This window comes from Stenotrophomonas sp. 10N36 (assembly GCF_056395005.1).
This window is the reverse complement of the sequence record NZ_JBFTIS010000023.1, coordinates 83,581-110,481: the sequence shown is the minus strand read 5'-3', so window position 1 is coordinate 110,481 and position 26,901 is coordinate 83,581. Positions and strand designations below refer to the sequence as shown.

The 26,901-nt window shown below is 68.1% G+C and carries 19 protein-coding genes; 10 read left to right on the top strand and 9 right to left on the bottom strand.

What is annotated here, in order from left to right; translation table 11 throughout:
- Nucleotides 1-100 precede the first annotated feature (100 nt).
- Entirely contained in the window at nucleotides 101-3,094 is a 2,994-nt protein-coding gene (locus AC1DCJ_RS18200; protein ID WP_478071605.1) for an autotransporter family protein, read from the top strand.
- Between the two features lie 15 nt (nucleotides 3,095-3,109).
- On the opposite strand, the gene AC1DCJ_RS18195 is transcribed toward AC1DCJ_RS18200, so the two are convergent.
- A complete protein-coding gene (locus AC1DCJ_RS18195; protein WP_478071604.1) occupies nucleotides 3,110-5,179 on the bottom strand; it encodes a TerD family protein in 2,070 nt (689 codons plus the stop codon).
- Nucleotides 5,180-5,311: 132 nt separating this feature from the next.
- On the opposite strand from AC1DCJ_RS18195, the gene AC1DCJ_RS18190 reads away from it, so the two are divergent.
- Together AC1DCJ_RS18190 and AC1DCJ_RS18185 are read left to right on the top strand one after the other, a co-directional pair.
- The gene (locus tag AC1DCJ_RS18190) at nucleotides 5,312-5,614 is read left to right on the top strand and encodes a hypothetical protein (protein ID WP_478071603.1); all 303 of its coding nucleotides are present in this window, start codon (nucleotides 5,312-5,314) and stop codon (nucleotides 5,612-5,614) included.
- 159 nt (nucleotides 5,615-5,773) lie between these two features.
- Entirely contained in the window at nucleotides 5,774-6,817 is a 1,044-nt protein-coding gene (locus AC1DCJ_RS18185) for a S41 family peptidase (RefSeq protein ID WP_478071602.1), read from the top strand.
- A gap of 54 nt (nucleotides 6,818-6,871) precedes the next feature.
- On the opposite strand, the gene AC1DCJ_RS18180 is transcribed toward AC1DCJ_RS18185, so the two are convergent.
- Both AC1DCJ_RS18180 and AC1DCJ_RS18175 read right to left on the bottom strand, forming a co-directional pair.
- Complete coding sequence (locus tag AC1DCJ_RS18180) at nucleotides 6,872-8,092, bottom strand: multifunctional CCA addition/repair protein (protein ID WP_478071601.1); 1,221 nt, start codon at nucleotides 8,090-8,092, stop codon at nucleotides 6,872-6,874.
- Between the two features lie 202 nt (nucleotides 8,093-8,294).
- A complete protein-coding gene (locus AC1DCJ_RS18175) occupies nucleotides 8,295-10,286 on the bottom strand; it encodes a transglycosylase SLT domain-containing protein (RefSeq protein ID WP_478071600.1) in 1,992 nt (663 codons plus the stop codon).
- A gap of 132 nt (nucleotides 10,287-10,418) precedes the next feature.
- Here AC1DCJ_RS18175 and AC1DCJ_RS18170 point away from each other — a divergent pair, with 132 nt between their 5' ends.
- The 4 genes from AC1DCJ_RS18170 to AC1DCJ_RS18155 all read left to right on the top strand — a co-directional run bounded on the left by AC1DCJ_RS18170 (nucleotide 10,419) and on the right by AC1DCJ_RS18155 (nucleotide 15,452).
- Entirely contained in the window at nucleotides 10,419-10,829 is a 411-nt protein-coding gene (locus AC1DCJ_RS18170; RefSeq protein WP_478071599.1) for an ExbD/TolR family protein, read from the top strand.
- Nucleotides 10,830-10,949: 120 nt separating this feature from the next.
- Nucleotides 10,950-11,330, top strand: a complete 381-nt coding sequence (locus AC1DCJ_RS18165; protein ID WP_314405397.1) for an ExbD/TolR family protein — start codon at nucleotides 10,950-10,952, stop codon at nucleotides 11,328-11,330.
- A 248-nt stretch (nucleotides 11,331-11,578) separates the two neighbouring features.
- Entirely contained in the window at nucleotides 11,579-14,452 is a 2,874-nt protein-coding gene (locus AC1DCJ_RS18160; RefSeq protein WP_137190354.1) for a TonB-dependent receptor plug domain-containing protein, read from the top strand.
- 373 nt (nucleotides 14,453-14,825) lie between these two features.
- Nucleotides 14,826-15,452 (top strand): LysE family translocator, encoded by a 627-nt coding sequence (locus AC1DCJ_RS18155; protein WP_137190353.1) that lies wholly within the window; start codon nucleotides 14,826-14,828, stop codon nucleotides 15,450-15,452.
- Between the two features lie 223 nt (nucleotides 15,453-15,675).
- Here the strand turns inward: AC1DCJ_RS18155 and fhuE are convergent, their stop codons facing one another.
- Nucleotides 15,676-17,853 (bottom strand): ferric-rhodotorulic acid/ferric-coprogen receptor FhuE, encoded by a 2,178-nt coding sequence (gene fhuE / locus AC1DCJ_RS18150; protein ID WP_478071598.1) that lies wholly within the window; start codon nucleotides 17,851-17,853, stop codon nucleotides 15,676-15,678.
- 325 nt (nucleotides 17,854-18,178) lie between these two features.
- On the opposite strand from fhuE, the gene AC1DCJ_RS18145 reads away from it, so the two are divergent.
- Nucleotides 18,179-18,658: a VOC family protein gene (locus tag AC1DCJ_RS18145; RefSeq protein WP_478071597.1), complete on the top strand. Its 480-nt coding sequence runs from the start codon at nucleotides 18,179-18,181 to the stop codon at nucleotides 18,656-18,658.
- Nucleotides 18,659-18,717: 59 nt separating this feature from the next.
- On the top strand, nucleotides 18,718-19,206 hold the full coding sequence (locus AC1DCJ_RS18140; protein ID WP_313246757.1) for a LuxR family transcriptional regulator: 489 nt from the start codon (nucleotides 18,718-18,720) through the stop codon (nucleotides 19,204-19,206).
- 44 nt (nucleotides 19,207-19,250) lie between these two features.
- Here AC1DCJ_RS18140 and AC1DCJ_RS18135 read toward each other — a convergent pair whose 3' ends face one another.
- Nucleotides 19,251-19,721 (bottom strand): Lrp/AsnC family transcriptional regulator, encoded by a 471-nt coding sequence (locus AC1DCJ_RS18135; RefSeq protein ID WP_038686253.1) that lies wholly within the window; start codon nucleotides 19,719-19,721, stop codon nucleotides 19,251-19,253.
- 73 nt (nucleotides 19,722-19,794) lie between these two features.
- Here AC1DCJ_RS18135 and AC1DCJ_RS18130 point away from each other — a divergent pair, with 73 nt between their 5' ends.
- A complete protein-coding gene (locus AC1DCJ_RS18130; protein ID WP_313246760.1) occupies nucleotides 19,795-20,667 on the top strand; it encodes an EamA family transporter in 873 nt (290 codons plus the stop codon).
- Nucleotides 20,668-20,756: 89 nt separating this feature from the next.
- On the opposite strand, the gene betA is transcribed toward AC1DCJ_RS18130, so the two are convergent.
- The 4 genes from betA to AC1DCJ_RS18110 form a co-directional block, all read right to left on the bottom strand.
- Nucleotides 20,757-22,427, bottom strand: a complete 1,671-nt coding sequence (betA, locus tag AC1DCJ_RS18125) for a choline dehydrogenase (RefSeq protein WP_137190348.1) — start codon at nucleotides 22,425-22,427, stop codon at nucleotides 20,757-20,759.
- Between the two features lie 25 nt (nucleotides 22,428-22,452).
- Complete coding sequence (betB, locus tag AC1DCJ_RS18120; RefSeq protein ID WP_313246763.1) at nucleotides 22,453-23,925, bottom strand: betaine-aldehyde dehydrogenase; 1,473 nt, start codon at nucleotides 23,923-23,925, stop codon at nucleotides 22,453-22,455.
- Between the two features lie 34 nt (nucleotides 23,926-23,959).
- Nucleotides 23,960-25,939 (bottom strand): choline BCCT transporter BetT, encoded by a 1,980-nt coding sequence (gene betT / locus AC1DCJ_RS18115; protein ID WP_038686262.1) that lies wholly within the window; start codon nucleotides 25,937-25,939, stop codon nucleotides 23,960-23,962.
- Nucleotides 25,940-26,138: 199 nt separating this feature from the next.
- Complete coding sequence (locus AC1DCJ_RS18110) at nucleotides 26,139-26,876, bottom strand: endonuclease/exonuclease/phosphatase family protein (protein ID WP_181406277.1); 738 nt, start codon at nucleotides 26,874-26,876, stop codon at nucleotides 26,139-26,141.
- Between the last annotated feature and the right edge of the window lie 25 nt (nucleotides 26,877-26,901).

The following is a 26,901-nucleotide window of genomic DNA, read 5'->3' as shown; positions in this document are numbered from 1 at the left end:
TACCCCCCCATCACGGCGCGGCGGTAAAAGTACTGACGCCGGTCTGCGTAGAAGCACTGGGCCGTTGCCGTACCCCCCTCTTGTAGAACAGGAAAGGCGTATGCGCTCGATGCCCGCTTCGCCGGCACGCACCGTGCTGGCAGACCGTATTTCACATTGGCTGCGTCGGGGCTGTGGGGGCGCGCTGGGCACGGTCCTGCTGGCCGGTACCGCGCCCGCCTGGGCCGGCTGCGATAACCCCGCGCCCGGGCAGGACCAGACGGTGACCTGCTCGACCGCAGCGCCCAATCCGGATCCGGTGGCGATCGTCACCGCCGGTGGCGCGTCCAACACCACCATCAACGTACTGGCCAACGCGCAGCTCGGTATCGCCAGCGGCAATGCCATCACCGTGCAGGCCGGCACCGGGCATGTCATCAACAACAGTGGCAGCATCATCGCCAACGCCGGCCGCGCGCTGCAGCTCAACGGGGCCACCTACCTGACCAACCGCGGCACCATTGCCGGCAGCACGGGCGGGGTCGTATCCGGTGCCGGCGCCGACCGCATCGACATGCTCGGCGGCAGCATCCAGGGCGGCGTGCTGCAGGGCGCGGGCAACGACACTCTGGTGATCCGCGACGGCGTGATCGACAGCGTCGACCAGGGCGATGGCGAGGACAGCCTGGAGATCAGCGGCGGCAGCGTGACCGGCACGGTGCAGCAGGGGTCGGGCATCGACACCTTCCTGATGACCGGCGGCAGCATCGGTGCCCTGCTGCAGGGCGACGCGCTGGACCGCTTCCGCATGACCGGCGGGCGCATCGTCGGCGCGTTCGACGATGGCGACTACGCCGAAATGACCGGCGGCCGCATCGGCCGGGTCAACATGAAGCTGGACGACAACACCTTCCTGATGTCCGGCGGCACCATCGACGGCAACCTGGTCACCGGCTTCGGCCGCGACACCATCGTGCTGTCCGACGGGTACATCGGGGGCAACATCAGCGTCAGTGGCGGCGATGATGCGGTGACCATCACCGGTGGCACCGTGCGCGGCGAGATCCGGCTGAGCTTCGGCAACGACAGCCTGACCTGGAACGGCGGTGGCGTGGTGCACGGCGCCATCGATTTCGGCGAAGGCGATGACGTCGCGCAGCTGACCAATCTCAATACCGCCCACCTGGGCGCGCTGCCGGTGTTCGACGGTGGGCTGGGCAACGACGTGCTCGGCTTCGACAACGTCAAGACCGGCGGCGTGGCGCGCTTTGCCAACTGGGAACAGGTGGCGCTGCGCGACGACACCCAGCTGGCCTTCGACGGCACCCTGATGCTGGGCGACAGCGCCAGCGGCACCGGCCGCCTGGACATCGATGCCACCAGCGCGGTGTTCGGCGGTGGCAGCAACGGCGGCGTCGCCCCGTTCACGGCCGGGCAGCTGGCCACGCTCACCAATGCCGGTCGTATCGACCTGAGCAACGGCGGCGGCGCGGGCGACACCTTCACCGTGGTCGGCAATTACGTCGGCAACGGTGGCGCGCTGTATCTCAACACGGTGCTGGGCGACGACAGCTCGGCGTCGGACAAGCTGGTGATCTCCACCGGCAGCGCCAGCGGCACCACCGGCGTGGGCATCCTCAACGCTGGCGGTGCCGGTGCGTCCACCGTGGCCGACGGCATCCTGGTGGTGCAGGCGATCAACGGCGCCACCACCGCGCCCACCGCGTTTGCGCTGTACAACCCGGTCGCGGCCGGTGCGTACGAGTACTTCCTGTTCAAGGGCGGGGTCAGCGGCGGCACGGCCGAGAACTGGTACCTGCGCTCGACCCTGGTGGCCAGCGTCACCCCCGCGCCCGCGCCGCCTCCGGGCGGGGGCACCACGTTGCCACCGCCGCCGCCGGACAGCACCGGCACGCCGCCGGTCGACCTGCCGCCGGCACCGCCGCCGCCGCCGGACGTCAATCCGCCGGATGATCCGAACCCGGCCGCACCCGAGCCGGCCCCGCCGCCCGAGCCGGCCGATCCCGCCGACGTCGCGCCGCCCAGCATCGATACGCCGCCGCCGGTGCCCACCGACGTGGCGGGGGTGCCCGGGCCGCTGGCGGTGCCTCCCACGCCCGGTGCGCGCCCCGCGCAGGGCGACATCATTCCGCTGTACCGCGTCGAGACCGGCCTGTACTCGGTGGTGCCGCCGCTGCTGCGCGAAACCAGCCTGGCCAGCCTGGGCACCTTCCACGAACGCCAGGGCGAGCAGCGTCTGCTGGCCGGGCAGGGCGGCGTGCGTGCGGCCTGGGCGCGGCTGGTGGGGCAGAGCCACGAACAGCAGTGGGACGGCGACGCGCAGCCCGGCTTCGACGGCGACATCCAGGGCATCCAGGCCGGCCTGGACCTGTACGCCAACGCGACCGATACCCACCGCGACCAGTTCGGCGTGTTTGTCGGGCGCACCCGTGCGCAGGGCAACGTGACCGGTTTTGCGATCGGCTGGGAAAACGTCGCGGTGGGCCGCACGCGGCTGGATGACAAACACGTGGGCGTGTACTGGACCCGCGCCGGCAGTGCCGGTGGCTACCTGGACGCGGTGGTGATGCAGAGCCGCTACGACGGCGACGCAACGTCCTCGCGCGGGCTGGGCATCGACGTGCGCGGCGATGGCACCACCGCCTCGCTGGAAGTGGGCAAGCCGCTGCTGCGCTTCGGGCAGAGTGCGTGGTGGCTGGAACCGCAGCTGCAGGTGATCTGGCAGCGCACGTCGGTGGACGATGCCGGCGACGCGGTGTCCGCGCTGCGCTTTGACAACGACAACGCCTGGACCGGGCGCGTCGGCCTGCGCCTGGCTGCCGACTACGACATCGCCGGCAACGGCTGGCAGCCGTACATCAAGCTCAATTACTGGCAGACCCTGGACGGCGAAGACCGCATCGATTTCGACAGCAACCGCATCCTCAACCAGCAGGATGCGCGCGCGCTGGAAGTGGGCGTGGGCGTGGTGGCGCGTTTCAACAGCAACGTCAGTGCGTTTGCGGTGGCCGATTACACACGTGACCTGGAAAGCAGCGCACGCAAGGAACGCAAGGTGATCGAAGGCAATATCGGGCTGCGGCTGGACTGGTGACAGCAGTGGGCAGTGTTACAGGAACTCGGCGCTGATTCTTGGCAGGTCGGTCGGGGTAATGCCCCGATCGACCGCGAAGACGGTTGCTGCCTGATCCGGTGCGCTTACCCTGTGTCCGCGTGCGCGCACATGCAGGTCGAACAACGTGTGCAGGGTGGTCTTGGGCAGTGACGACATCGCACGCAGCATCAGCGACACGCCGGCAAGGTTGTTGGCCACGTTGACGGCAAATCGCGGCGTGCTGGTGAGTCCGATGTCCAGCCACAGCGCCTGGCGTTCCACCAGGTCGAAGGCGATCGGCAGGCAGAAGGTAGTGTCCGAGGCCAGGTCGAACCGATCCACCACGGTGCCGGGCTCGTAGATCTCGCCTGAATCCGGCGCGGTGCGCGCCATCCAGCCGGCGAAGCACTCGGGCAGATCGCAGTACGCCTGGCCGCTGAAGCTGCTCAGGCACATCACGATCCAGCGGATGCCGCGCTCCCGGCAGTGATCGATATCGATATCGATGAACTCGCTCGCACCCTGCGGCGCATCGACGATGTCGCCGCTGTGATGGGCGCCGAAGGTGGCCAGGTTGTAATAGGCCACCGTATCGATGTACTGAACGTCCTCGCCGTAGATGGCGGCCGACAGATCGATATCCACGCGGGATTTCCCATTGCGCCACCAGCAGAACATGCGCAGGGTGTTGGCGTCCGACAGGGGCACGCGGCTACCGCGCACCAGCGTACGCAATGCCTTGGATGCCGAGCGTTGCGAGAACGGCACCAGGTAGCGCGACAAGGCCGGGTCGATGTAACTGGCGCCCAGGGGCGGCAACGCGGCGAAGCGGGCGAGCAACGCTTGTTCGCAGCACAGGGCCAGCGCCGCGCAGAGATCGGCATCGAGTGGGACAAGGCGATCGGGGATCGCGTACAGCTTGCCGACCTGGCCCTTGGGCAGGAAGACGCGCAGACCGCGGGGTGCCGCGCGGTGCTGGAAGTGGGTCATCACCTGCAGTAGCACCGGGGTGGACACCGAGGCCGCCACCTGTGCGAACGTGTCCACCACGTCCTGTACGTTGTGGCTGCGCCGGGCGAGCGCGTCCAGTCGCCGTGCCAGTTCACCCGGCCGTGCGCGCAGTACCGCCAGCGCGGTGCCGACATCGTCATCGGCCAGGGCGCATTCCACCTGCGCGTTGAAACCACGCAGGCGCTGCCCAGCGCGCAGCCGGGCGAAGTCGGCGGCGGTGCCCGGGAACCGCGCGGCATGTTCGCCAGGGTGCAGGCGCTCGGCCAGGCGCACCCAGCGCGGCGTCCAGCGCTGCAGGTCTTCCAGGCGGTTGGGCATTTTCTCCAACCAGTTGAGCAGCGCACGGCGCATAGGACGCCGGTAGCGCCCGAAGCGGGTGGGCGTGGCCAGCGATACGTCGCCGTCGTCCAGCGCTACGGCGATGCGCAGCACATCGGTGGCGGTGCGCACATGACGGCCCAGGGCGAGGACGCGCGGATCGGCCGTGCCTTCATCGGCAAGCAGCGCGGCTACGACCACGGCCAGGTTCTCCTTGCAGGGAAGTGTCTCGGGAAGCAGCGACAACGCGCGCTCGCGATGCTGCGCCACGTACCAGCGCACATCGGCGCTGTCTTCCGGCGAGTACGGGGTACGCGCGGCGGCAAGCGCCACGAACAGCGCATCCACCTCGTCCTGCGTGCCCAGCTCGAGCACGCGCCAGTTGGGCAGGTCCTGCCGGGGCGGTCGCGGCGTGGCCTCGCCCACGCGATCGAGCTGGCCGCGATAGTGCAGATACGCGTTCCAGTACCGTTCGGCATCGCTGGCGCGCATCATCTGTGCCGGGAAGTCCGGGTACAGCGGCGCGTAATTCCGATGCGCGCCCAGCATCTCGCGCAAGGCGCGGATCAGGCGCTTGTAGAACGCTTCCACCTGGGTCAGCGACAACGTGGCCACCCGCTCGCACAGCGAAGGCGACATCTGGAAGCCGAGGGCGTCCAGGTTTTTCTGCAGCGTGGCGACCACCTCAAGCGGCTGGCGCTCGCGTCCCGCGCTTAGGATGACCTTGGATCTGCGCCGCAACAGCATCGGGTTCATGGCTTACCGTGGGATGCGTGGCGGCAGGAAAAGAGGTGGGGCGGAAAGCGAAGGCACTAGTTCGAAGTGTAGAAGGAAGCACCCTCATAGCCGCCCCGTCGCAAGCTTACCCAGTAACCGCGGTGCGTTTCAATGTGCCTGACCTCCGCCCGACAGACCGCCCCGCGCTGGCGGCCGAGCGTGATCCGGCAGCGGTGCGGGGCCGTGATCCCATGTAATCCCACGCAGCAGGGATGGGCATGGCCGCTGGAAACCGGCCGCTCGACGGGGCGTGTTCTCGCCGCTGCTGCGGTGCGGCTGGAATGCGTGGTGATGCGCTTCAACAGCACCGTCAGTGCGTTTGCAGCGGCCGGTTGCACGCGCTACCTGGAAAGGAACGCGCAGGAGGAGCGCAAGCTGATCGAGGGCAGTATCGGGCTGCCGCTGGAGTGGTAGGTCGAGGGCAGGCAGAAATCCGCAGCGGCACGCCGGACGGAACCGGCGATGCCGGCTGCGTTGCGGTGGCATGCATCGCTGGTCATGTGAACGGTGCACTGTGCCAAGGACCGCGTGCAGCGTTAAGCTGCGGCCTCTTCACTACAGGGATGTAGCACGATGATCGCAGGACGTGGTTGGCTGTTGATGGTGGCGCTTGCAACGGCAAGTGGCGCTGCACACGCACAGGACGTGCCCAGTGCCGAGGCACAGGCGCGGATTCTGGATCTGCTGCAGCAGCAGTCGCTGTATCGCGACCGCGTGGACTGGTCCAAGGCCCGCGCGGAGTTGGCGGCTGCGCGTGACCCGGCGCAGACGCGGCGGCTGCTGGACGATGTGATCCAGCGCAGCAGTGGCGGGCACGGGCGTTGGATATCGCCCAGCCAGTTGCGCACGGAGTCGAAACGCGCACCGGCCACGCAGGCAGCGATGGGCGCTGCGCCCCTTCAGACAGAGGACGCCAGCACGGGACCGACAGCGCGGCTGGGGTGGATCAAGGTGGGCGCCTACATGGACGACCAGACCCAGCCCCAGGAAGTGCAGTACCAGGCCCGCAAGCAGGCGGCCATTGCGCTGCAGGCGCGCATCCAGGCGCAGGACGATGGCAACCGCTGTGGCTGGGTGGTCGACCTGCGCGGCAACAGTGGCGGCAATATGTGGCCCATGTTGCTGGGCCTGGGCCCGTTGCTGGGCGATGCCAAGGGCGCTGATCCGGTGGGGATGTCCCTGATGGCCGACAAACGCCAGCCGTGGGCGTATCGCGATGGCGCGATCTGGTCGGACGGGAACGGGATGTTGGGATCGCGCAACACGCGGTACACGCTGCACCACCCGGGCGCGCCGGTGGCCGTCCTGTTCGGGCCGCGCACTGCCAGTTACGGCGAGGCATCGGTGCTGGCCTTCCGCGGCCGGGCAGCCTCGCGCAGCTTCGGCCAGCCCAGTGCCGGCTATTCCACCTCCAATACCCCGCAGCGTCTGCCCGATGGCAGCATGCTGCTGCTGACCGGCAGCGTGATGGCCGACCGCAACGGCGTAGGCGATGGCAACCGCCTGCAGCCTGACGTCACGGTGGGCGCAGGGCAGGACGCGGCCGCGCTGGCGCGCGAATGGCTGCTTGCGCAGCCGGCCTGCAAACAGGCCGCTGCGGTGGTGGATGCACGCTGAAACCGGATGCGCCGCGCGGGCCCGTTGATACACGGGCCGTAGGGGCGCAGACGTTCAACGCACCGCCGCAATCGCCCGTGTACGCGCTTTGGCCAGCGCTTCACCCACCGCCGGTCCCTTCAGGTGGGTGAGGTCCAGGTCCCGCGCCTGGATCGCCAGCGCCGCCTGGTGCAGGCGGGTGAGCGTGGCGCCCTGCGGGTAATCACCGTCCTCGAAACCCAGCCGGCCGCGCTTGTCGGCCTCGCAGCACAGCGCGATCTGCGCGATGCGCTCCGGGCGGCGGAAGCCGTCGCACCGGCCCAGCAAGTCCAGGACGGTGGCATCGCGCAGTTCATCGATGCGGTGCACGTTGAGGTGGTCGCGGCACACCGCTTCGGCCAGCTGGCGGTGGTCCAGCGGCACCTTCAGGCGGTCGCACAGGGCATGCAGCGGGGCGACGCCGCGCTGCTCGTGCATGATGTGGCGCGGCCATTCCGATGGCGGCGTCAGGCCCTTGCCCAGGTCGTGGGTGAGCGCGGCGAAGCCGATCAGGTCGTCGCCCGGCGCCAATCGCGCGGCCATGTCGCTGACCATTTCCTGGTGCACGCCGGTATCCACCTCGGGATGGAATTCGGCCCGTTGCGGCACGCCATACAGCGCCTCCAGCTCGGGCAGGATCGCGCGCAGGGCGCCGGTCTCGTGCAACGTGCGCAGGAAGGCCGACGGCCGGGCGCTGCGCAGCACGCGCCGCAGTTCCTGCCAGACGCGTTCGGGCACCAGCGTATCCAGTTCGCCGCTGTCGGCGATCTGGCGCATCAGGTCCAGGGTTTCCGGGGCCACAGTGAAACCGAGCGGCGCAAAGCGCGCCATGAAGCGCGCCGCACGCAGTACCCGCAGCGGGTCTTCCACGAATGCGGGGCCCACATGGCGCAGGATGCGCTGCTCGATGTCGCGCGCACCGCCATACGGGTCCACCAGCGTACCGGTGGCCTCGTCGCAGGCGATTGCGTTGATGGTGAAGTCGCGGCGCAGCAGGTCGTCTTCCAGCGTCACCGACGGGTCGGCATCGACCACGAAGCCGCGATAGCCGCGCCCGGATTTGCGCTCGGTGCGTGCGAGGGCGTATTCCTCGCCGGTGTGGGGGTGCAGGAACACGGGGAAATCGCGGCCCACGGCCTTGTAGCCCTGCGCTTCCATGTCCGCCTGCGTGGCGCCCACTACTACCCAGTCGCGGTCACCGGGGGTCTGCTGCAACAGGCGGTCGCGTACGGCGCCGCCAACAAGATAGATCTTCATGCGCCCATGATGCCGCAGTGGGCCAAGGCGACGCCAACCGGTAGTGCCGGCCGCTGGCCGGCTCGCCATGAACCCGGACAATGACGTAGTGCCGGCCGCTGGCCGGCTCCTGGGAATCTTCGGGCATTGCGAGAAGCCGGCCAGCGGCCGGCATCAGCGGGATCGTCGGGACACCGGCCAGCGGCCGGCATACCCGGGCCGGTCAGTCGCCGCCCTTGTCTGCGTTGGCCGCGCACGCGAAGTTCTTGCGCTTGGCCTGCAGGCGGCCGTTCATGCGGTCGGTCACCGGCAGGGCGTTGCCGTTCAAGCGCCAGTCGTAGATCACGCTGAAGGCCAGGATGCGGGCGACGTACTCGCGGGTTTCCTTGTAGCTGATGGTCTCGATCCAGATGTCCGGGTCGAAGCCGGGGCGTTGGGTCTGCCAGCGCGCGGTCGGCGTGGGGCCGGCGTTGTAGGCGGCGATGGTGATGTACGGCAGGCCCTCGTACTTGTTCATCAGCTGGCGCAGGTAGGCCGTGCCCAGGGCGATGTTGGTGTCCGGGTCGTACAGGCTGGCGGCACCGCCGTAGTTGGTCAGGCCGATCGACTTGGCCACGCTGGCACCGGTGGCCGGCAGCACCTGCATCAGGCCCATGGCGTTGGCCGGCGAGCGCGCCTTCGGGTTGAAGATGCTCTCGGCGCGGATCTCGGCGGCCACCCAGGCCGGGTCGATCGCGTTGCGGGCCGATTCGCGGCGGATGGCGTCGTCGTGGTGCAGCGGGAAGCGCAGCGAATACAGGCGCTGCTCGTCCGGGGTCTTGCCCAGCGAGAACACCGCACGGTCGAACCAGCCGTTGTCGCGCGCCACTTCCACTGCGATGCGGCGCTGGGTGGTGTCGTAGCGGCTCAGGGCGTCATTCCACTCGGCGACGGCCCAGCCGGCGCGTTCGATCTTGAACAGCTCCATGGCCCGCACGATGGCCGGGTCGCGGGCGACCGCCGCCTGCGCCTGCGCGCTGTCGTTGGGTTCCCACGGGCACAGCGTGTAGGTGGACTGGCCGAGCTGGTCGGCGGCGAGGAAGCCATGGAAGGTGGCCGCACGTGCCGCCTCGCGGTACAGCGGCTGCGCCTCGCTGCGTTTGCCGGTTTTCTCCAGCATGCGGGCCTCGAAGTAGCGCCAGCGCGAGTCGCTGCGCTGGGTCGGGCCCATCTTGCGGATCGCGGCCAGCGCCTGCGGCCAGTCGCCGCGCGACATCGCTTCGCGCGCGCGCCATTCGTGCAGGCGCTCGTCGTAGGCCGCATCGGGCACCGCGTTGAGGCGGCGCGCCGATTCGGGGCCGTACGAGGCCACCGTCCACAGCGCCACCTGGTACAGCACCTGCGCCTGCTGGGCCGCGCTCAGCTGCAGCGCGTTGGCGTACTGCGGCAGCTGCTGCTCGGTGGCGGCCGGGTCGGCCTTGGCCAGCTTGGCCAGGCCGTCGGTGGCGATGCGCCTGCTGCGTTCATTGCGTGGCCAGTTCAAGGCGCTGGCATTGGGTTTGTCGACGAAGGCGGCATAAGTGTTGGCCAGGGCCAGGTCGGCGGCGGGCAGGCCGCGCGCGGCGCTGCGCATCACCGCCGGCTGCTGTTCGTCGGCGGCCGCATCGATGCGTGCCCAGCGCAGGTCGGCACTCAGGCCGCCCTTGGCATCGAGCACGGCGAACACCGCATCGCACGCATCGGGCAGCGACTTGCCAGTGCTGCGCCAGATCGCCTGGGCCTCGCTGGTCCACTGTGCGTCGGCCTTGCCGGTGGCCTGGCGTGCGTTGAGCTGGGCACAGCGCAACCCGACATTGTCGGTGGGCACCCAGTTGGCCAGCAGCGTGGGCCAGTCCTGGCGGCGTGCCAGGGCCGGCAGCCAGACGCTGCGGAAACTGCTGGCCACGGCCTGGCCGTTGTAACGCTTGAGGAAGTCCTGCGCCTGCGTGGCGCTGACCGTGTCGATGTTCCGGCGCAGGTTGGCGTATTCCAGCCAGCCGTACAGCGGATGCCTGGCCAGCGCTGCGGCTTGGGCCGGGTCGTACTGGCCGCGCTCGGCGTTGTCGATGGCTGCCTTGAGCTGCGCGCGCTGCGCATCCAGGTTCTGTGCATCGGCCACCGGGCTGACCCCGGTGCAGGCCAGCAGGACGGAGGCGCTGAGGAAATACAGGGGAAGTCGAGTCATGGCCGAAAGCATAACGGCGTGCGGTGAAGGGCGGTGAGGGCAAGCCGACTCGATCATGAACGAGCGCCGCACAGTGCCGTGAAGACCGGCCGCGCCCGGCGTAGTGTCGGCCATGGGGCAGCCCGCTCCAGGGAGAGACAGAGCATGGCATTCCGCGCAGCCGCTACGTCTGGACCACTGGCCGAGATCAACGTCACCCCGTTGGTCGATGTGATGCTGGTGTTGTTGATCATCTTCATCGTGACCGCCCCGATGGTGTCCTTGCCCATCCCGGTCAACCTGCCGCAACGCACCACCTCCGTGGTGCCGCCCATCGAGCCACCGCCGCCGATCGAGCTGCGCGTGGATGCGTCCAACCAGGTCACCTGGAACGGGCAGGTGGTGCCGGTGGCCTCCCTGCAGGCACGCATGCAGGACCAGGCACAGGCGCACGCCGGCAACCTGCCGGAGTTGCGCATCGCCACCGACCCCGACGCCGAGTATGCGGTGATGGCCAAGGTGCTGGCGGCTGCCAGCAACGCGCACCTGGAGCGCATCGCCTTCGTGCGTCCCTGACCACGGTCGTGGCCTGTCCGTGCGGACGGGCCATGCTTTCATGGCACGATGGGCCATCCACCTTGGTGCAGGACGCAGCGGATGGTTTTTCCAGGTAACAGGCCCGGCGGCCCCATCGCCATGCCCAACCTCACGCCGTTGGTGGATGTGATGTTGGTGGTGCTGGTGGTGGTCGTGGCCACGTTCCCGATGCTGCAGCGACCGTTGGCCCTGCCATTGCCGCAGGGCACATGGTGCGGTCCGGAGGCCTATGCGCCGCATCCGCCCCCGATCGAACTGTCGCTGGACGCGGCCAATCACCTGCGCTGGAACGGCGTCCCGCTGCCGTTGGGCACAGTGGCCGCGCAACTGCAGGCCTTTTCCACCCTGCCGGCTCAGCAGCGCCCGACCGTGCGGCTGCGCACCACCGGGGACACCGATTACCAAGCCCTGGCCGAGGTGATGGTTGCCGTGGACAACGCCGGGCTGATGTCGGGCCTGGGGATCGACTCGGACGACTGAGCGGCGCGCACGCGCGTTGATGCGTGTTGCGTCAGTTCCAGACCACGCCTCGTTGCGCGGTACGTAGCGACGACGGCCTCCCGAAAGCCTTGCAGGGCGGGCATGTTGCCTGTTCGGATTTGTCGCATCGGCGTGAAAGAGTGTCGACCATCACGTCGGTCCGTTTACCGTTTGTTTACAAAGGAGACGTTGCCGCCATGCAGGGGGGTGCGGCAGCCCAGACCAACATTCCTTTGTGGAGAGAGCGAATGAACGACCTGCACTACCGCCCCTTGGCGGTCGCTGTATCGCTGTGTCTGTTGTTGGCAGTGCCCGCGCTGGCCGGCGCGCAGGAAGCGCCCCGTACCACCACCGAGCTGGACCGCGTCGAGGTGACCGGCAGCCGCATCAAGCGCGCCGAAGTGGAAGGCCAGGTGCCGATCCAGACCCTGACCCGGGCCGAGATCGAACGCACCGGCATGAACTCCATTGGCGAAGTGCTGCAGCAGCTCACCGGGTCCGGGTCGGCGCTGAACGCCAAATTCAATTCCTCCGGCAACTTCGGCTTCCCGCCTGACGGCAGCGGCGTGGGCGCCGGTTCGGCCCAGGTCGATCTGCGCCACCTGGGGGCCAAGCGCGTGCTGGTGCTGGTGGACGGCATCCGCTGGGTCAACGAATCCTCGGCCTCCGGCGTGGGCGCGGCGACCGATCTCAATACCATTCCGCTGGCGATCGTCGAGCGCATCGAAGTGCTCGAAGACGGCGCGTCGTCGTTGTACGGCTCCGACGCCATCGCCGGCGTGGTCAACATCATCACCCGGCGCGAATTCGATGGCGGCCAGGTCACGCTGAACTACGGCGAGTACAGCAAGGGCGATGGCACCCAGAAGGGCGTGGACCTGGCCTGGGGTACCAGCGGCGACCGCTACACCCTGTTCCTGGGCGCCAGCTGGACCAAGCAGGACCCGGTGTATGCACGCGATCGCGAGCAGTCGCGCTTCCCGATCCCGGGTACCGGGCTGGCCTTCGGCAGCGGTGGCATTCCGCAGGGCCGCTTCGCCTTCGTCGACCCCAACACCGGCGCCGAGCAGGACATCGTGCCCAACACCGGGGTGAGCAACCCGCGATACGACGGCAGTGCCGGTTGCAGCCGCACCGACGACTACCACTGCTTCACCTCGGCCGACCGCTTCAACTTCGCCGAATACAACATGGTGCTGACGCCGTCGGAACGTAAGGGCATCTTCGGCCAGTTCCGTTTCGACATCACCGACAACATCCAGTGGTACATCAAGGCGCTGGGCAACCGCCGCGAATCGACCAACCAGGCCGGCCCGGAGCCGCTGTTCTTCGGCCCCGATGGCGCCACCGGCAACCCGCTGGCCGACAACATCGTGGTGTCCGCGCTCAACCCGTACAACCCGTTCGGGTTCGACCTGGTGTCCTCGGGCAACATGAGCCTGATCGGCCGGCGCCCGGTGGAAGGCGGCGCGCGCATTTTCGAGCAGGAGGTCAACACCCAGTACTTCGCCACCGGCCTGGTGGGCCAGTTCGAGGCCGGCAGCCGCAGCTGGTTCTGGGACGTCAACGGCATGTACAGCAAGAACAAGGCCGAGCAGACCAACTACGGCAGCTATGACATCTTCAAAGTGAACATGGCCCTGGGCGACCCGGCCGTTTGCGCGGCCACGCCCGGCTGCGTGCCGCTGAACATCTTCGGGGGCGCCGGGTCGATCACCCCGGCGATGCTGGACTGGATCCAGCCGGTGGTGCGCGACCGCAGCCAGAACGAGTTGAGCCTGTTCACCGCCAACCTGAGCAGTGACCTGTTCAACCTGCCGGCCGGCCCGGTGTCGTTCGCCACCGGCTACGAGTACCGCAAGTACGAGGGCCGCTACGATCCCGATCCGCTCACCGTGATCGGCCATTACAACGGCGTGCCATCGCTGCCCACGTCCGGTTCCTACGACGTCAATGAAGCGTACCTGGAGCTGAGCGTGCCGATCTTCGCCAAGAGCGCGATCGGCGAGAAGCTCGACCTGAGCCTGGCCGGACGCTACTCGGACTACTCCACCTTCGGCGGCGAGTTCACCCCCAAGTACGGCCTGCGCTGGCAGGTGACCAATGACTTCGTGCTGCGTACCAGCTACGCCGAAGGCTTCCGCGCACCGTCCATCGGTGAGCTGTATGGCTCGGCGGCGCGTGCCGACCTGCAGCTGTTCGACCCGTGCTCGATCGGCCTGGGCGGCACCGCACCGCGTGGCAACCCGGCCAACTGCGCCGCGCTCGGCGTACCGACCGGCTTCCAACAGGCCAACTCGCAGATCTCGGTCACCACCGGCGGCAACGCCGAACTGGATCCGGAACGTTCGCGCAGCTTCAGCGCCGGGTTCGTGTGGAGCCCGTGGTTCGGCAACGATGCGTCGTGGTCGGAGCGCTTCGACGTGGAAGTGACGTTCTACCGCCACACCATCGAAGGCGCCATCCAGGCCATCAACGCGCAGACCCAGCTGGACCTGTGCGTTGAAACGCTGGACCCGGTCTACTGCGAGGGCATCAGCCGCGCGTCCACCGGTGCGGTGAGCAGCTTCAACAACCGGCTCACCAACCTGGGCTCGATCAAGACCGACGGCTGGGACGTGGACCTGTTCTGGACGTTCCCGCAGAGCGACATCGGCCAGTTCAAGCTGGGCTGGCAGAACACCTTCGTGGGGCGCTATGAAGCACTGGGCGCGGCGGGCCAGCGGCAGCCGCAGAAGCCGGGCGTGGAAGTGGCCGACAGTTCGATCCCGGAGTGGACCAGCAACGCGACGCTGAGCTGGGCCCTGGCCAACTGGAGCGCGTCCTGGACCGTGCGGCACATCTCCGAGCTGACCGAGGACTGCGGCGACGCGGTGGCCTTCCCGGTGTGCAGCAACCAGCAGGAGGGCACCAACACGCTTGATGCCACCACCTTCCATGACCTGCAGGTGGGCTACAAGGTGGACTGGATGAAGGGCCTGCAGCTCAGCGCCGGCTTGAACAACGTGTTCGACAAGGATCCGCCGATCTGCCTGTCGTGCTCGCTCAACGGCTACGACGCGTCCACCTACGACATCCCGCGTGGCCGTTACTGGTACATGCGCGCGGACCTGCGGTTCTGATCCGGCGCTGACCCACCGGCCACGGTCGGCACCCGGGCCGTGGCCGGTGGCACGGCGTAGAGCCGGGCTCTGCCCGGCTGTCGCTGCCGATCACAGCCACGTAGCGCCGGGCTCTGCCCGGCTGGTGCTGCCGGTCGCAGCCACGTAGCGCCGGGCTCTGCCCGGCTGGCCATACCGATCGCGTAGCCGATGCAAGCCGGGCAGAGCCCGGCTCTACGTGGGTTGGCCGTGCCCATCGCAGCCGGGCAGAGCCCGTCTCTACGTGATTGGCCTATCGCAGCCGGGCAGAGCCCGGCTCTACGGCGGCGGCCGCGTCAGGCATCATGTGCAGCCGGGCAGCGCCCGGCTTTACTCCCTTCAGAACGTTGTTGCCATGAACCTGCATACCTGGTGGATCTTCGCCGTCACCGTGTTCGTCCTGTGCGGCACCCCGGGGCCCAACATGCTGCACGTGATGACCCGCAGCGTGCGGGTCGGCTTCCGCCGCAGCGTCGCGGCCATGGCCGGCTGCCTCACGGCGCTGGTGCTGGCCCTGTCGATCTCCGCGGCCGGCCTGGGCGCCGTGCTGAAAGCCTCGCCGCTGGTGTTCGACGTGCTGCGCTACGCCGGCGTGGCCTACCTGGTCTACCTGGGCATCAAGGCCTGGCGTGGCGGCGACGCGCCGCTGGACGTGGGCAGCGCGGCAACGATCGCGCCCAGCTCGCGGCGCATCCTGTTCCGCGATGGCTTCATCATCGGCATCAGCAACCCCAAGCTGCTGTTGTTCGCGTCGGCGTTCCTGCCGCAGTTCGTCGACCTCGGCCAGCCGCAGCTGCCGCAGTTCGTGGTGCTGGTGGGAACCTTCGCGCTGATGGAGATGTTCTGGTACGCGGTGTACGCCGCCGGTGGGCGCGGCCTGGCCAGTTATCTGGCGCGCCCGGGCCTGCGCAAGGTGTTTGATCGCGTGGTGGGCACCATCTTCATCGGCTTCGGGCTGGCGCTGCTGCGCGCCCGACCGTAGTGCCGGCCGCTGGCCGGCAACCAGGCAAGACCGTCATCGTTCATGAGGTTGCCGGCCAGCGGCCGGCACTACCGGCGCCCGGCCAGGCGTGGCCGCGCGACGCACCGCGCCGCAGCCGGTAGAGCCACGCCATGCGTGGCTGCGCATCCCCCGCGCGTCGTGCAGAACGCAGAACGCCGGGCAGTGCCCGGCGCTCTGGTGTCCGATTGCGGTCAATGACCGGTCAGAACGACCAGTTGAACGTGATCGAGCCGTTGCGGCCGTCGCCGTAGGCACCGTAGCCGTTGATCTGCGAGAAGTACGTCTTGTCCAGCAGGTTGTTGAGGTTGGCCTGCACGCTGAACTCGGGCGAGATGCGGTAGCGCACGAAGGCGCTGACCAGTGCGTAGCCCCCCTGCTCGATGCGGCCGTACGCGGGCACCGGGTAGTAGATGCGGTTCTGCCAGTTGGCACCGCCGCCCACGGTCAGCGCCGTCAGCGACTGCGGGGTGTAGCTGGTGAACAGCTTGATCGTCGTCTGCGGCAGGTTGGTGTTGATGTCCGCGTCGTTGATGTCCTTGGCCACGTAGCGCGAGGCACCGAAGGTGGCATTCCAGCCCGGGGCCAGTTCGCCGTTCACTTCAAACTCGAAACCCCGGCTGACCGTGCCGCGTGCGGCGATGTAGGCAGTTTCGCCGCCCGTTCCGCCCACCACCGGTTCGCCGGTGGACTGGCCCACGTTGTCCTGCTCGATACGGAACACGGCAAGCGAGGCATTCAAGCGGTCGTCGAACCATGCACCCTTGACGCCCACTTCGTAGCTCTTGCCGTCCACCGGGTCCAGGTAGCTGCCGGTGCGGTTCTTCAGCATCTGCGGCTGGAAAATCTCGGTATAGGACGCATAGGTGGAGTAGGTGTCATTGATGTCGAACACCAGCCCGGCATACGGCGTGGTCACCTTGTGCGAGCGGTCGGCGTCTTCGCCTTCGCTCTTCCAGTCGGTGTAGCGCGCGCCGATGATCAGCTTCAGCGGGTCAGCCAGCGACAGGCGGGTGGCGGCGTAGCCGGCCTTCTGGGTGATGGTGCCGCGGCTGGCCAGTGCAAGCGCATTCCAGTTCGGCTCGGCGATGTCACCATTCCAGTTCAGGTAGCTGGTGAAGGGATCCCACGGCAGGTTTGGGCCACCTACCTGGTAGTCGCCGTAGTTGGCGTACTCGCGCTTGTTGTAACTGAGGCCGGCCATGAACTGGTGCTCGCGGCCGAACAGCTGGAACGGACCGTCCACGAAACCATCGACCGCGTTGACCTTGCGCTCGGTGTTGTAGAAGCCGGCCGACGGCGAGATGCCGACACCGGTGGTCTTGTCGAAGTTCGACGCGCCCGAGGTCCAGTCGTTGTAAGCCGGGTAGAACAGCTTGTCGTCGGCCTTGCTCTCGTCGTGCGTCGCGCCGATCTTGAACGTCCAGCCGTTGGCGAAGCCATGTTCCAGCTTGGCGAAGGCGCGCTTGCTGGTGGTGTCCCAGTAGGTCCAGTTCGGGCTGGCGTTGAACGATGCGTCGTAGCCGGTGGAGGTGCCATCGGAGTACAGCATCGGGAAGCCACCCCAGGTGGCGCCGTTGGCCCGCTTCTGCTGGTAGTCGTAGCCCACGCTCAACTGCGTGTCCGGGGTCAGGTCGGCGTCGATCACCGCATAGCCCAGCGTCTTGTGCTGGTTGTAGCGGTCCATCTGCGCGTCGGTATCCAGGTAGCTGCCGATCACGCGCGCGCGCACCGAGCCGCTGGCGTTCAGCGGGGTAGTCACGTCCACGGTGCTGCGTGTGCGGCCCCAGCTGCCCACGTTGACCGACACGGTGCCGGTGAGTTCGGCGCTGTCGGCATGCTTGCGGATCAGGTTCACCGACGCGGACGGGTTGCCCGCGCCGCTGAGCAGGCCGGTGGCGCCACGCACCACTTCCACGCGGTCATACAGGGCCAGGTCCAGGCCGGAATCGCCGTAGCTCCAGTTCTGCACCATCTGCGTGGGCAGGCCATCGAACTGGTAGCTGTCGATGTAGAAGCCACGCGCGTAGAACTCGGTGCGTTCGGTATCGGACTGGGTGCTGCTGACGCCGGTGGTGTTGGCCAGCACGTCGATGATGTCGTCGAGGTTCTGGTCCTCGATGCGCTGGTGGCTGATGATGCTCACCGACTGCGGGATCTCGCGCGGCGCCAGGTTGAAGCGGGTGCCGGCCGAGGTCTTGCGCACGGAGTAGCCTTCGGCGCGCTCGCCTTTGACGACCACCTTGTCCAGGGTGGTGGCATCGACAGGGGCGTCCTGCGCGAACGCGGGGGCAGCAGCCAGCGCGCACAGCGCAGCGAGCAGGGCCTGGGTCAGGCGGGCCTGCGGCAGCAGGCGGGGCAGCACAACGGAAGAACGGGTCATCGGCGGTTCCAGGGCGGCAGCACGCCCATGGCCGACATCCTCGGTGGCCCGGCGCGCTGCAGTGGGTGGGGGTCAGTACGCGGCTGGCGGAGGCCTTGCAGGACAAGGCGCGGGCGCAGGCACTGATCGCCGCAGCGCCTCCCTGGCGCGGACGGGATAACGCCATGTTAATGCGAATCAGTCTTATCAGCAATTCGGACGGCGCCACCGGCCCTTGCCTGGATACCGCCGGCTCCCTTGGCGCGCTTGGGTCTGGCGCTGCTGGGCAGCGGCTTAACATCCCCGGACGTAGGCTGGCCCCACTCGATCGCTGCAGGAGACCGCCATGGTGGCCAGGAACACGATCTGCCTCTGGTACGACGGCACCGCGCTGGACGCGGCCACGTTCTACGCCCAGACCTTCCCCGACAGCGCGGTCAACGCCGTGCACCATGCGCCCAGTGACTTCCCGTCCGGCAAGCAGGGGGACGTGCTGACCGTGGACTTCACCGTGGCCGGCATCCCGTGCATCGGTCTCAATGGCGGGCCGGCGTTCAAGCACAGCGAGGCGTTTTCCTTCCAGATCGCCACGGAAGACCAGGCCGAGACCGACCGGCTGTGGAACGCCATCGTCGGCAACGGCGGCCAGGAAAGCGCCTGCGGCTGGTGCCGCGACAAATGGGGCCTGTCCTGGCAGATCAGCCCGCGCGTGTTGACCGAGGCGGTCACCAGCAAGGATCCGGCAGTGGCCAGACGCGCGTTCGAGGCGATGATGACCATGCGCAAGATCGACGTGGCCGCCATCGAGGCGGCGGTGCGGGGCTGAACCTGCCACGTTGCCCCTCGCACGGCGCGCGCCGTGCACTCACCCAGGAAGGAGCTTCCATGAAGAGGATGTTCGCCGTCTGCCTGACCACGGCCGTACTGCAGGCCGCGCCGCTGATGCTGTTTGCCGCCACGCCCTCCGCGTCTCCACTGGCCGGGCGCTGGGCCATCGATGTCGCCACGCTGCCGATGCCGGCGGCCGACCGACCCAAGAGTGTGCTGCTGGAATTCAAGGATGCAGGCGCCGGCCGCTGGACCACCCGGGCCGAGATCGTGGATCCGAAGGGCGGAAAGATGACCGCCGACAGCACCCTGCCGCTGGATGGCACGCCCGGCCCGATCGTGGGCAACTACGGCGCCGACGTGGCCTCGCTCAGCATGCCCGCGCCGAACGTGCTGGTGATGCAGCTGGTGGACCACGGCACGCCAGCCTCCACGCGCATCTATACCGTCGCCGGCGACGGCAACCGGATGACCGAGTCCAAGGCGTTCTTCAGCAAGGACGGCAAGCCGATCCTGATGACGATCCACTTCACGCGCGTGCCCTGAGCGCGCGGGTGGCCGGTGCACCCCTCGCGGGCGCGCCGGCCGTCCTACAGCGGCACGTCCAGCCCGCGCTTCAACGTGCTCAGCGCCACCGCCGTGCGGTAGCGCTCGATGTTGTCGTCGTTGCCGAACAGGCGTTCGCTGATGGCCTCGTACTCTTCCATGGACGCGGCGGTGAGGATCAGCAGGAAGTCGGCGTCGCCGGTGATGGCATAACACTGCTGCACGGCCGGGTCGTCCTGCACGCGGCGGCGGAACGGGGCCACCCGATGCGGCTGTTCGCTGCTTACGCGCACCTCGACCATGATGGTCAGCGGGCGGCCCAGCCGGTTCTGGTCGAGCACGGCGACGTTGGCGCGAATGAAGCCGGCTTCCTGCAGGCGCTTGATCCGGCGCTGCACGGCCGGCGCGGACAGGTGCACGGTCTCGGCGATCTCACGCTGGGCGGTGGTGTTGTCGCGCTGCAGGATGGCCAGGATGGCGCGGTCGAATTCGTCGGGGGCGTACGCGGCGGTCATGGGTGAGTGAAACATGCAGGAAGGCGCCTGCAATTGAGCATCTCCTTCGGCCGCTACGCAATATGCTGGCCGGATGTCGACCTCCCGCTACGCTTCGCTCATTCCCGTCCTGGCCGTGCTCGGCTCGGTCACCGCCCTGTCCGTGGGCACCTCGTTTGCCAAGCAGTTGTTCCCGCTGATCGGCGCCCAGGGCACCAGCGCGTTGCGCGTGGGGTTCTCGGCGCTGGTGCTGCTGGCGGTGTTCCGGCCGTGGCGCTGGACCACCACGCGCGCCGACGCCGGGGCGATCCTGCGTTACGGGATCACGCTGGGGGTGATGAACCTGCTGTTCTACATGGCGTTGCGCACGATCCCGTTCGGCATCGCGGTGGCCATCGAGTTCTGCGGGCCGCTGGCGGTGGCGATGTGGTCCTCGCGCCGGCCGATCGATTTTGTCTGGGTGGGCTGCGCGGTGGTCGGGCTGCTGCTGTTGTTGCCGCTGGGCCATGGCGCGCCGCTGGATCCGGTGGGGGTGATGTTCGCGCTGGGCGCGGCCGCCTGTTGGGCGATGTACATCATCTTCGGCAAGCGGGCAGGGCATCTGCATGCCGGGCACACGGTGTCGCTGGGGTTGTGCGCGGCGGCGCTGGTGGTGGTGCCGGTGGGCATCGCGCACGCCGGCATGGCCTTGCTGGACCCGAAGATCCTGCTGTTCGGGCTGGGCGTGGCGATCGTCTCCAGCGCGATTCCGATGTCGCTGGAGATGATGGCGCTGAAGCGGCTGCCGAAGGAGACGTTCGGCATCCTGATCAGCATGGAACCGGCGGTGGCCGCGTTGCTGGCGATGGGCCTGCTGGCCGAGCACCTCACCCCGCTGCAGTGGGCGGCCATTGGCTGCACGGTGGTGGCGTCGGTGGGAAGCACGGTGACCGCACGGCGGGTGGCGCCGGCCGTACCGGTCGCATGACCCGGTAGTGCCGGCCGCTGGCCGGCTGCTCAGGATCCAACGGTATCGGGACCCACCAACGGTGGGCGCCTGCCGTTTTCGCCGCGGTTTCAGCGCCTTACCGGCGCATCCCCGGCCACGTAATAATCCGCCGTGCTGCGCGGCAGCGGGGCGCGGCCTCGGATGCGGTCGGCGATTTTCTCGGCGATCATGATGGTGGTGGCGTTGAGGTTGCCGGTGATGATGCGCGGCATGATCGAGGCATCCACCACGCGCAGGCTTTCCATGCCGTGCACGCGGCCCTGGCCGTCCACCACGCTCATCGCATCGGTGCCCATCGCGCAGGAACACGACGGGTGGTAGGCGGTCTCGGCCCGCGCCCGCACGAATGCATCCAGCTCCGCATCGGTCTTGCAGTCCGCACTCGGGCTGATCTCGCGGCCCCGGTATTCGTCCAGCGCAGGCTGGGCGATGATCTCGCGGGTGATCCGGATGGCGTCGCGGAATTCCTGCCAGTCCTGGTCGGTGGACTGGTAGTTGAACAGGATCGACGGATGCTCACGCGGGTCCAGCGATTTGGCATGCACGCGGCCGCGGCTGGGCGTGCGCATCGAGCCCACATGCGCCTGGAACCCGTGTTCCTTGACTGCATTGGTGCCGTTGTAATTGATCGCCACCGGCAGGAAGTGGTACTGGATGTTGGGCCACTCGAATTCGTCGCGGGTGCGGATGAAGCCGCCGGCCTCGAACTGGTTGCTGGCGCCGATGCCGGTGCCGGCGAACAGCCACTCCGCACCGATCGCCGGCTGGTTCCACCACTGCAGCGCCGGGTACAGCGACACCGGCTTCTTGCAGGCGTACTGCATGTACACCTCCAGGTGGTCCTGCAGGTTCTCGCCCACGCCGGGCAGGTCGTGCACCAGCGGCACGCCGAGCGCGGCCAGCAGCGCCGGGGCGCCCACGCCGGAGCGCTGCAGGATCTGCGGCGAGGCGATGGCACCGGCGCACAGCAGCACCTCGCGGCGCGCGGTGGCATCGATCGGCTCGGCGCTGTTGCCGGCCAGGTAGCGCACGCCCACCGCGCGCTTGCCGGCGAACAGGATGCGGTCGGTGGTGGCATGCACCACGATTTCCAGCCCGGCGCGGTCCTTGGCCATGTCCAGGTAACCACGTGCGGTGCTGGAGCGACGACCGCGCGGGGTCACCGTGCGGTCCATCGGACCGAAGCCTTCCTGCTGGTAGCCGTTGAGGTCGTCGGTGCGCGGGTAGCCAGCCTGCACGCCGGCCTCCACCATGGCGTGGAACAGCACGTTGTTGCCGTTCTTCGGGGTGGCCACACTGACCGGGCCTTCGCCGCCGTGGTAATCGTTGGGGCCGATGTCGCGCGTTTCGGCCTTGCGGAAATACGGCAGCACATCGAGGTAGCTCCAGTCCTCCAGGCCGTCGAACCGCGCCCAGTTGTCGAAGTCCAGCGCGTTGCCGCGGATGTAGCACATGCCGTTGATCAGCGACGAGCCGCCCAGGCCCTTGCCGCGCCCGCACTCCATGCGCCGGTTGTCCATGTGCGGCTCCGGCTCGGTTTCATAGGCCCAGTTGTAGCGGCGGCCCTGCAGCGGGTAGGCCAGCGCGGCCGGCATCTGGGTACGGAAATCCAGCCGGTAGTCGGGGCCGCCGGCTTCCAGCAGCAGCACGCTCACGCCGTCGTCCTCGGTGAGGCGCGCTGCGAGCGTGTTGCCGGCCGAGCCGGCGCCGATGATGATGTAGTCGTATTCGCGCTTCATCGCGGTGTTCTCCTGTCAGGCCGGTTCAGAACACCGACGCGTAGCGGTCCAGTTCGATCTGGATGGACTTGGTGCGGGTGTAGGCGCGCAGCGTGGCCAAGCCGTTCTCGCGGCCCACGCCGGACTGCTTGTAGCCGCCCACCGGCATCTGCGCCGGCGATTCGCCCCAGCAGTTCACCCAGCAGATGCCGGCCTCCAGCTGGTGGATCAGGCGGTGCGCGCGGCTCAGGTCGCTGCTGACCACGCCCGCGGCCAGGCCGTACTCGGTGGCGTTGGCGCGGCGCACGGCTTCCTCTTCGGTCTGGTAGGCCAGCAGGCTCAGGACCGGCCCGAAGATCTCCTCGCGCACGATGCGCATGTCATCGCGGCAGTCGCTGAACAGCGTGGGGGCCACATAGCAGCCCTTGCCGAATGCACCGTCGGTGAGCCGCTCGCCACCGCAGACCAGGCGCGCGCCCTCGGCCTTGCCGCTGGCAATGTGGTCCAGCACGCGCTGCATGTGCGCGGCGCTGACCAGCGGGCCGAAGTTGGTGTCCTCGTTCAACGGATCGCCAATGCGGATGCGCGCGATGCGCTCGCTCAGCGCCTGCTCGAAGTCGGTGAGCAGCGCCTGCGGCACGAACACCCGGGTGCCATTGGTGCAGACCTGGCCGGCGCTGTAGTAGTTGGCCATCATCGCCACGTCGGCGGCCAGCTCGATGTCGGCGTCGGCGCAGATGATCAGCGGCGACTTGCCGCCCAGCTCCATGGTCACCTCCTTGAGGGTGGAGCTGGAGGCGCTGGCCATCACCTTGCGCCCGGTGCTGGTGCCACCGGTGAACGAGATTTTCTCGATGCCGGGGTGCTCGGTCAGCGCCGTGCCCACGCCGGCACCGTCGCCGGGCAGCACGTTGAACACGCCATCGGGCAGGCCGGCTTCGGTGAAGATCTCGGCCAGCTTCAGCGCGGTCAACGGCGTCACTTCGCTGGGCTTGAAGATCATCGCGTTGCCGGCGGCCAGCGCCGGGGCGGCCTTCCACAGCGCGATCTGGATCGGGTAGTTCCATGCGCCGATGGCACCGACCACGCCCAGCGGTTCCTGCCGGGTGTAGAAGAAGCTGCCTTCGCGCAGCGGCACCTGGCTGCCTTCCAGTCCGTGCATCACCCCGGCGTAGTACTCCAGCACGTCGGCGCCGGTGACGATGTCCACGCTGCGCGTTTCGCTGAGCGGCTTGCCGGTGTTGAGCGTTTCCAGCTCGGCCAGCGCGTCGTTGCGCTCGCGCAGCAGGGCAACGGCGCGCAACAGGATGCGCGAGCGCTCCACCGTGGTCAGCGCGGCCCACACCTTCTGGCCGGCCTGTGCGCTTTCCACGGCTGCATCCAGGTCGTCGCTGTTGGCGCTGTGCACCTTGGCCAGCACCGCGCCGGTGGCCGGGTTGACCACCTCGAAGGTGCGCCCGCCCTGCGAGGGAACGTAGCGGCCGCCGATGTACAGCTGTTGGTCGGGGAATGTAGGCATGTCGATGACTCCTTTGCAGCGGGAGACCAGCGGTTCAACGGGTCAGATGCAGGAACTGCAGGTGGCGCTCGTACTGGTCGATGATGTCGTTGATGATCTGCTGCCGGCTGTAGCCGAACAGCTCGTAGTCCTGTCCACCTTCATAGAGGTGCACTTCGGCGCGGTAGTAGCGCAGGTTGCGGAAGCGCTGCGCGGCGAACGACGGGGTGAGGTAGCCGCGCATGATCACCTGGTAGGTGAACACCTGCTGCTCGCCATGGTCCACGGTCAGTTCCATCTGGCCGGGTTCGAATTTGGTCTGCACGTCCAGGCCCTGTTCGCCCAGTTGCGCGGCCACCGCTTCGATGGCCGGCTTCACGTCGGTGTCCATGAACCGGTACACCTCGTCGCGCACCGGGAAATGCACGGCCTGGGTGATGCGCTGGCGCCAGCCACGCTGGTGCCGCGACTGCCCGATCAGCGGAATCGGCGAGTACTGCGAGGCCTTCTTGCGCTGCGATTCCTCGCCCAGGGCGCGGGTCAGTCCCCAGATCATCAGCAGCAACACCACCGAGAACGGCAACGAGGCCAGCACCACCGCCGACTTGAGCGCGTCCATGCTGCCGGCCAGCAGCAACCCGGCGGTGACCAGCCCGGTCATCACGCCCCAGAACACGCGCAGCCAGCGCGGGCCGTCGTCTTCCGGTGCGCCGCCGTGCGAGGACAGCGTGGACAGCACCACCGTGCCCGAGTCGGCCGAGGTGACGAAGAACACGAAGCTGACGATCACCGTGACCGCGATGACCGCGCGGCTCCACGGGTAGCTTTCCAGCAGCGCGTACAGCACGGTGGGCGGGTTATCCACCGCCATCTGCGCCAGGTGCACCTGGTCGTGGTGCAGGATCTGGTCCAGCGCGCTGTTGCCGAAGATCGACAGCCACGCCAGGGTGAAGCCCAGCGGGATCAGCAGCACGCCCAGCACGAATTCGCGGATGGTGCGGCCGCGCGAGATGCGCGCGATGAACAGCCCCACGAAGGGCGCCCAGCCGATCCACCAGGCCCAGTAGAACACCGTCCAGTTGCCCAGCCAGTCCGGGCGCCCGCCGTAGGCGTACACGTCGAAACTCTTGCCGACCACGTTGCCCAGGTAGTCGCCCATGTTCTGCATGAGCGCGTTGAGCAGGTACTGGGTGGGGCCGGCGAACAGCATGAACAGCAGCAGGCCGATCGCCAGCAGCATGTTGATGTTGGACATCCAGCGCACGCCTTTTTCCACGCCGGAGACGGCCACGGTGATCGCCGCGCCCATCATCAGCACGATCAGCCCCACCTGCACCCAGGCCGCATGCGGCACGGGAAACAAGGTGTTGAGCCCGGCGTTGAGGTGCAGCACGCCAAAGCCCATGTCCGCGCCCAGCCCGAACACGGTGGCCACGATGCCCAGCGCGTCCACGGTGTAGCCGATCGGCCCGTTGATGCGCTTGCCGATCAGCGGATACAGCGCCGAGCGCAGCGCCAGCGGCAGGTTGTGGCGGTAGGCGAAATAGGCCAGCGCCATGGCGGCCAGCGCGAACACACCCCAGCCGTGCAGGCCCCAATGCAGGAACAGCAGCTGCATCGCCTGGCGCGCGCTGGCTTCGCCTTCGCCCACGCCGCCCTGTGGGGGCAGCAGGTAATGGGTGAGGGGTTCGGACACGCAGAAGAAGAACAGCGTGATGCTGATACCGGCGGCAAACAGCATGCCGGCCCAGGACAGATAGCTGAACTCCGGCTCGTCGTGGTCCGCGCCCAGCTTGACGTTGCCGTAGCCGGACAGGGCCACGCCGACCACGAAGACCAGGTACACGGTCATGGCCAGCAGGTAGTACCAGCCGACATTGCGCGACGCCCAGGTCTGCGCGTCCAGCAGCAGGCTGCCGGACTGGATGGGAAACACGGCGACCAGAATGGCAAATGCCGCCACGATCGTGGCGGCAAGCAGGAAGACCGGTCGAAGCGTGCGTACCTCGTAGGGAGGCGACTCCACAGCGCTCATGGGGAGCAATACTCTCGATGCCGAACACGGCAGACCCGGAGCATTAGCGCATAGCGGCTGTGGACGGGCTGTTTACGCGACTGACAGGCCCGTAGAGCCGGGCTCTGCCCGGCTGTCGGGGTGCATGCGAAATGCAGCGGGGCAGAGCCCCGCTCTACGAATTCTGGTGCAGCGGGGCAGAGCCCCGCTCTACGGGACGTCAGCGCAGCGCGTGGCTGGGGACGTCGATTTCCATGGCCAGCGCCAGGTGGTCCGAAAATGCGGCCGGGACCGCTTCGGCGCTGCGTTGCTGCAGGCCGGTGCTGAGCAGGATGTGGTCGATGGCCCGGTCCGGGCGCCAGCTCGGGAACGTGGGCACCGCGCAGCCCGGCGGTTGCAGGTTGGTCTTCTGGTACAGCGCCTGCATCTCCGGACGGTCGGCCAGGCAGTTGAAATCGCCCATCAGCACCGCGTTGGGATGGTCGGTGAGCAGGTCGGCGATGAAGGCCAACTGCGACATCCGCGAGTTGGTCCCCAGCGACAGGTGCGCCACGGCAACCGCCAGGCCTTCGCTGCCTTCGCCGAACTTGGCCAGCAGCACACCGCGCCCGCCGATGCGGCCGGGCAGGGCGTGGTCCTGTACTTCCACCGGTTCCAGTTTGCTCAGCAGGCCATTGGCGCTGGACGCCACCCCGCCCATGCGGCGGTTGGGCTGGTGGCTCCAGTAATTGAAGCCGGCGCGCTCGGCCAGGTAGTGGGTCTGGTTGGTGAAGCCCGAGCGCAGGCTGCCCGGATCGGCCTCCTGCAGGCCGACGATGTCATGACCGCGCGCCAGCTGGGCAATGGCGTCCAGGCTGGTGCGCTTGCGCCCCGCCGGCAGCGCATGCGACCAGCTGCGGGTCACATAGTCGCTGTAGCGGCGGGTGCTGCTGCCGGCCTGGATGTTGGCCGTCAGCAGGCGCAGGGTCCGCGTGGTGGGGGAA

Excerpts from the sequence above, each read along its gene's own strand:
- AC1DCJ_RS18200 (WP_478071605.1), top strand. The coding sequence starts at position 101 with ATGCGCTCGATGCCCGCTTCGCCGGCACGCACCGTGCTGGCAGACCGT.
- AC1DCJ_RS18195 (WP_478071604.1), bottom strand. The coding sequence starts at position 5,179 with ATGAACCCGATGCTGTTGCGGCGCAGATCCAAGGTCATCCTAAGCGCG.
- AC1DCJ_RS18190 (WP_478071603.1), top strand. The coding sequence starts at position 5,312 with ATGTGCCTGACCTCCGCCCGACAGACCGCCCCGCGCTGGCGGCCGAGC.
- AC1DCJ_RS18185 (WP_478071602.1), top strand. The coding sequence starts at position 5,774 with ATGATCGCAGGACGTGGTTGGCTGTTGATGGTGGCGCTTGCAACGGCA.
- AC1DCJ_RS18180 (WP_478071601.1), bottom strand. The coding sequence starts at position 8,092 with ATGAAGATCTATCTTGTTGGCGGCGCCGTACGCGACCGCCTGTTGCAG.
- AC1DCJ_RS18175 (WP_478071600.1), bottom strand. The coding sequence starts at position 10,286 with ATGCTTTCGGCCATGACTCGACTTCCCCTGTATTTCCTCAGCGCCTCC.
- AC1DCJ_RS18170 (WP_478071599.1), top strand. The coding sequence starts at position 10,419 with ATGGCATTCCGCGCAGCCGCTACGTCTGGACCACTGGCCGAGATCAAC.
- AC1DCJ_RS18165 (WP_314405397.1), top strand. The coding sequence starts at position 10,950 with ATGCCCAACCTCACGCCGTTGGTGGATGTGATGTTGGTGGTGCTGGTG.
- AC1DCJ_RS18160 (WP_137190354.1), top strand. The coding sequence starts at position 11,579 with ATGAACGACCTGCACTACCGCCCCTTGGCGGTCGCTGTATCGCTGTGT.
- AC1DCJ_RS18155 (WP_137190353.1), top strand. The coding sequence starts at position 14,826 with ATGAACCTGCATACCTGGTGGATCTTCGCCGTCACCGTGTTCGTCCTG.
- fhuE (WP_478071598.1), bottom strand. The coding sequence starts at position 17,853 with ATGACCCGTTCTTCCGTTGTGCTGCCCCGCCTGCTGCCGCAGGCCCGC.
- AC1DCJ_RS18145 (WP_478071597.1), top strand. The coding sequence starts at position 18,179 with ATGGTGGCCAGGAACACGATCTGCCTCTGGTACGACGGCACCGCGCTG.
- AC1DCJ_RS18140 (WP_313246757.1), top strand. The coding sequence starts at position 18,718 with ATGAAGAGGATGTTCGCCGTCTGCCTGACCACGGCCGTACTGCAGGCC.
- AC1DCJ_RS18135 (WP_038686253.1), bottom strand. The coding sequence starts at position 19,721 with ATGACCGCCGCGTACGCCCCCGACGAATTCGACCGCGCCATCCTGGCC.
- AC1DCJ_RS18130 (WP_313246760.1), top strand. The coding sequence starts at position 19,795 with ATGTCGACCTCCCGCTACGCTTCGCTCATTCCCGTCCTGGCCGTGCTC.
- betA (WP_137190348.1), bottom strand. The coding sequence starts at position 22,427 with ATGAAGCGCGAATACGACTACATCATCATCGGCGCCGGCTCGGCCGGC.
- betB (WP_313246763.1), bottom strand. The coding sequence starts at position 23,925 with ATGCCTACATTCCCCGACCAACAGCTGTACATCGGCGGCCGCTACGTT.
- betT (WP_038686262.1), bottom strand. The coding sequence starts at position 25,939 with ATGAGCGCTGTGGAGTCGCCTCCCTACGAGGTACGCACGCTTCGACCG.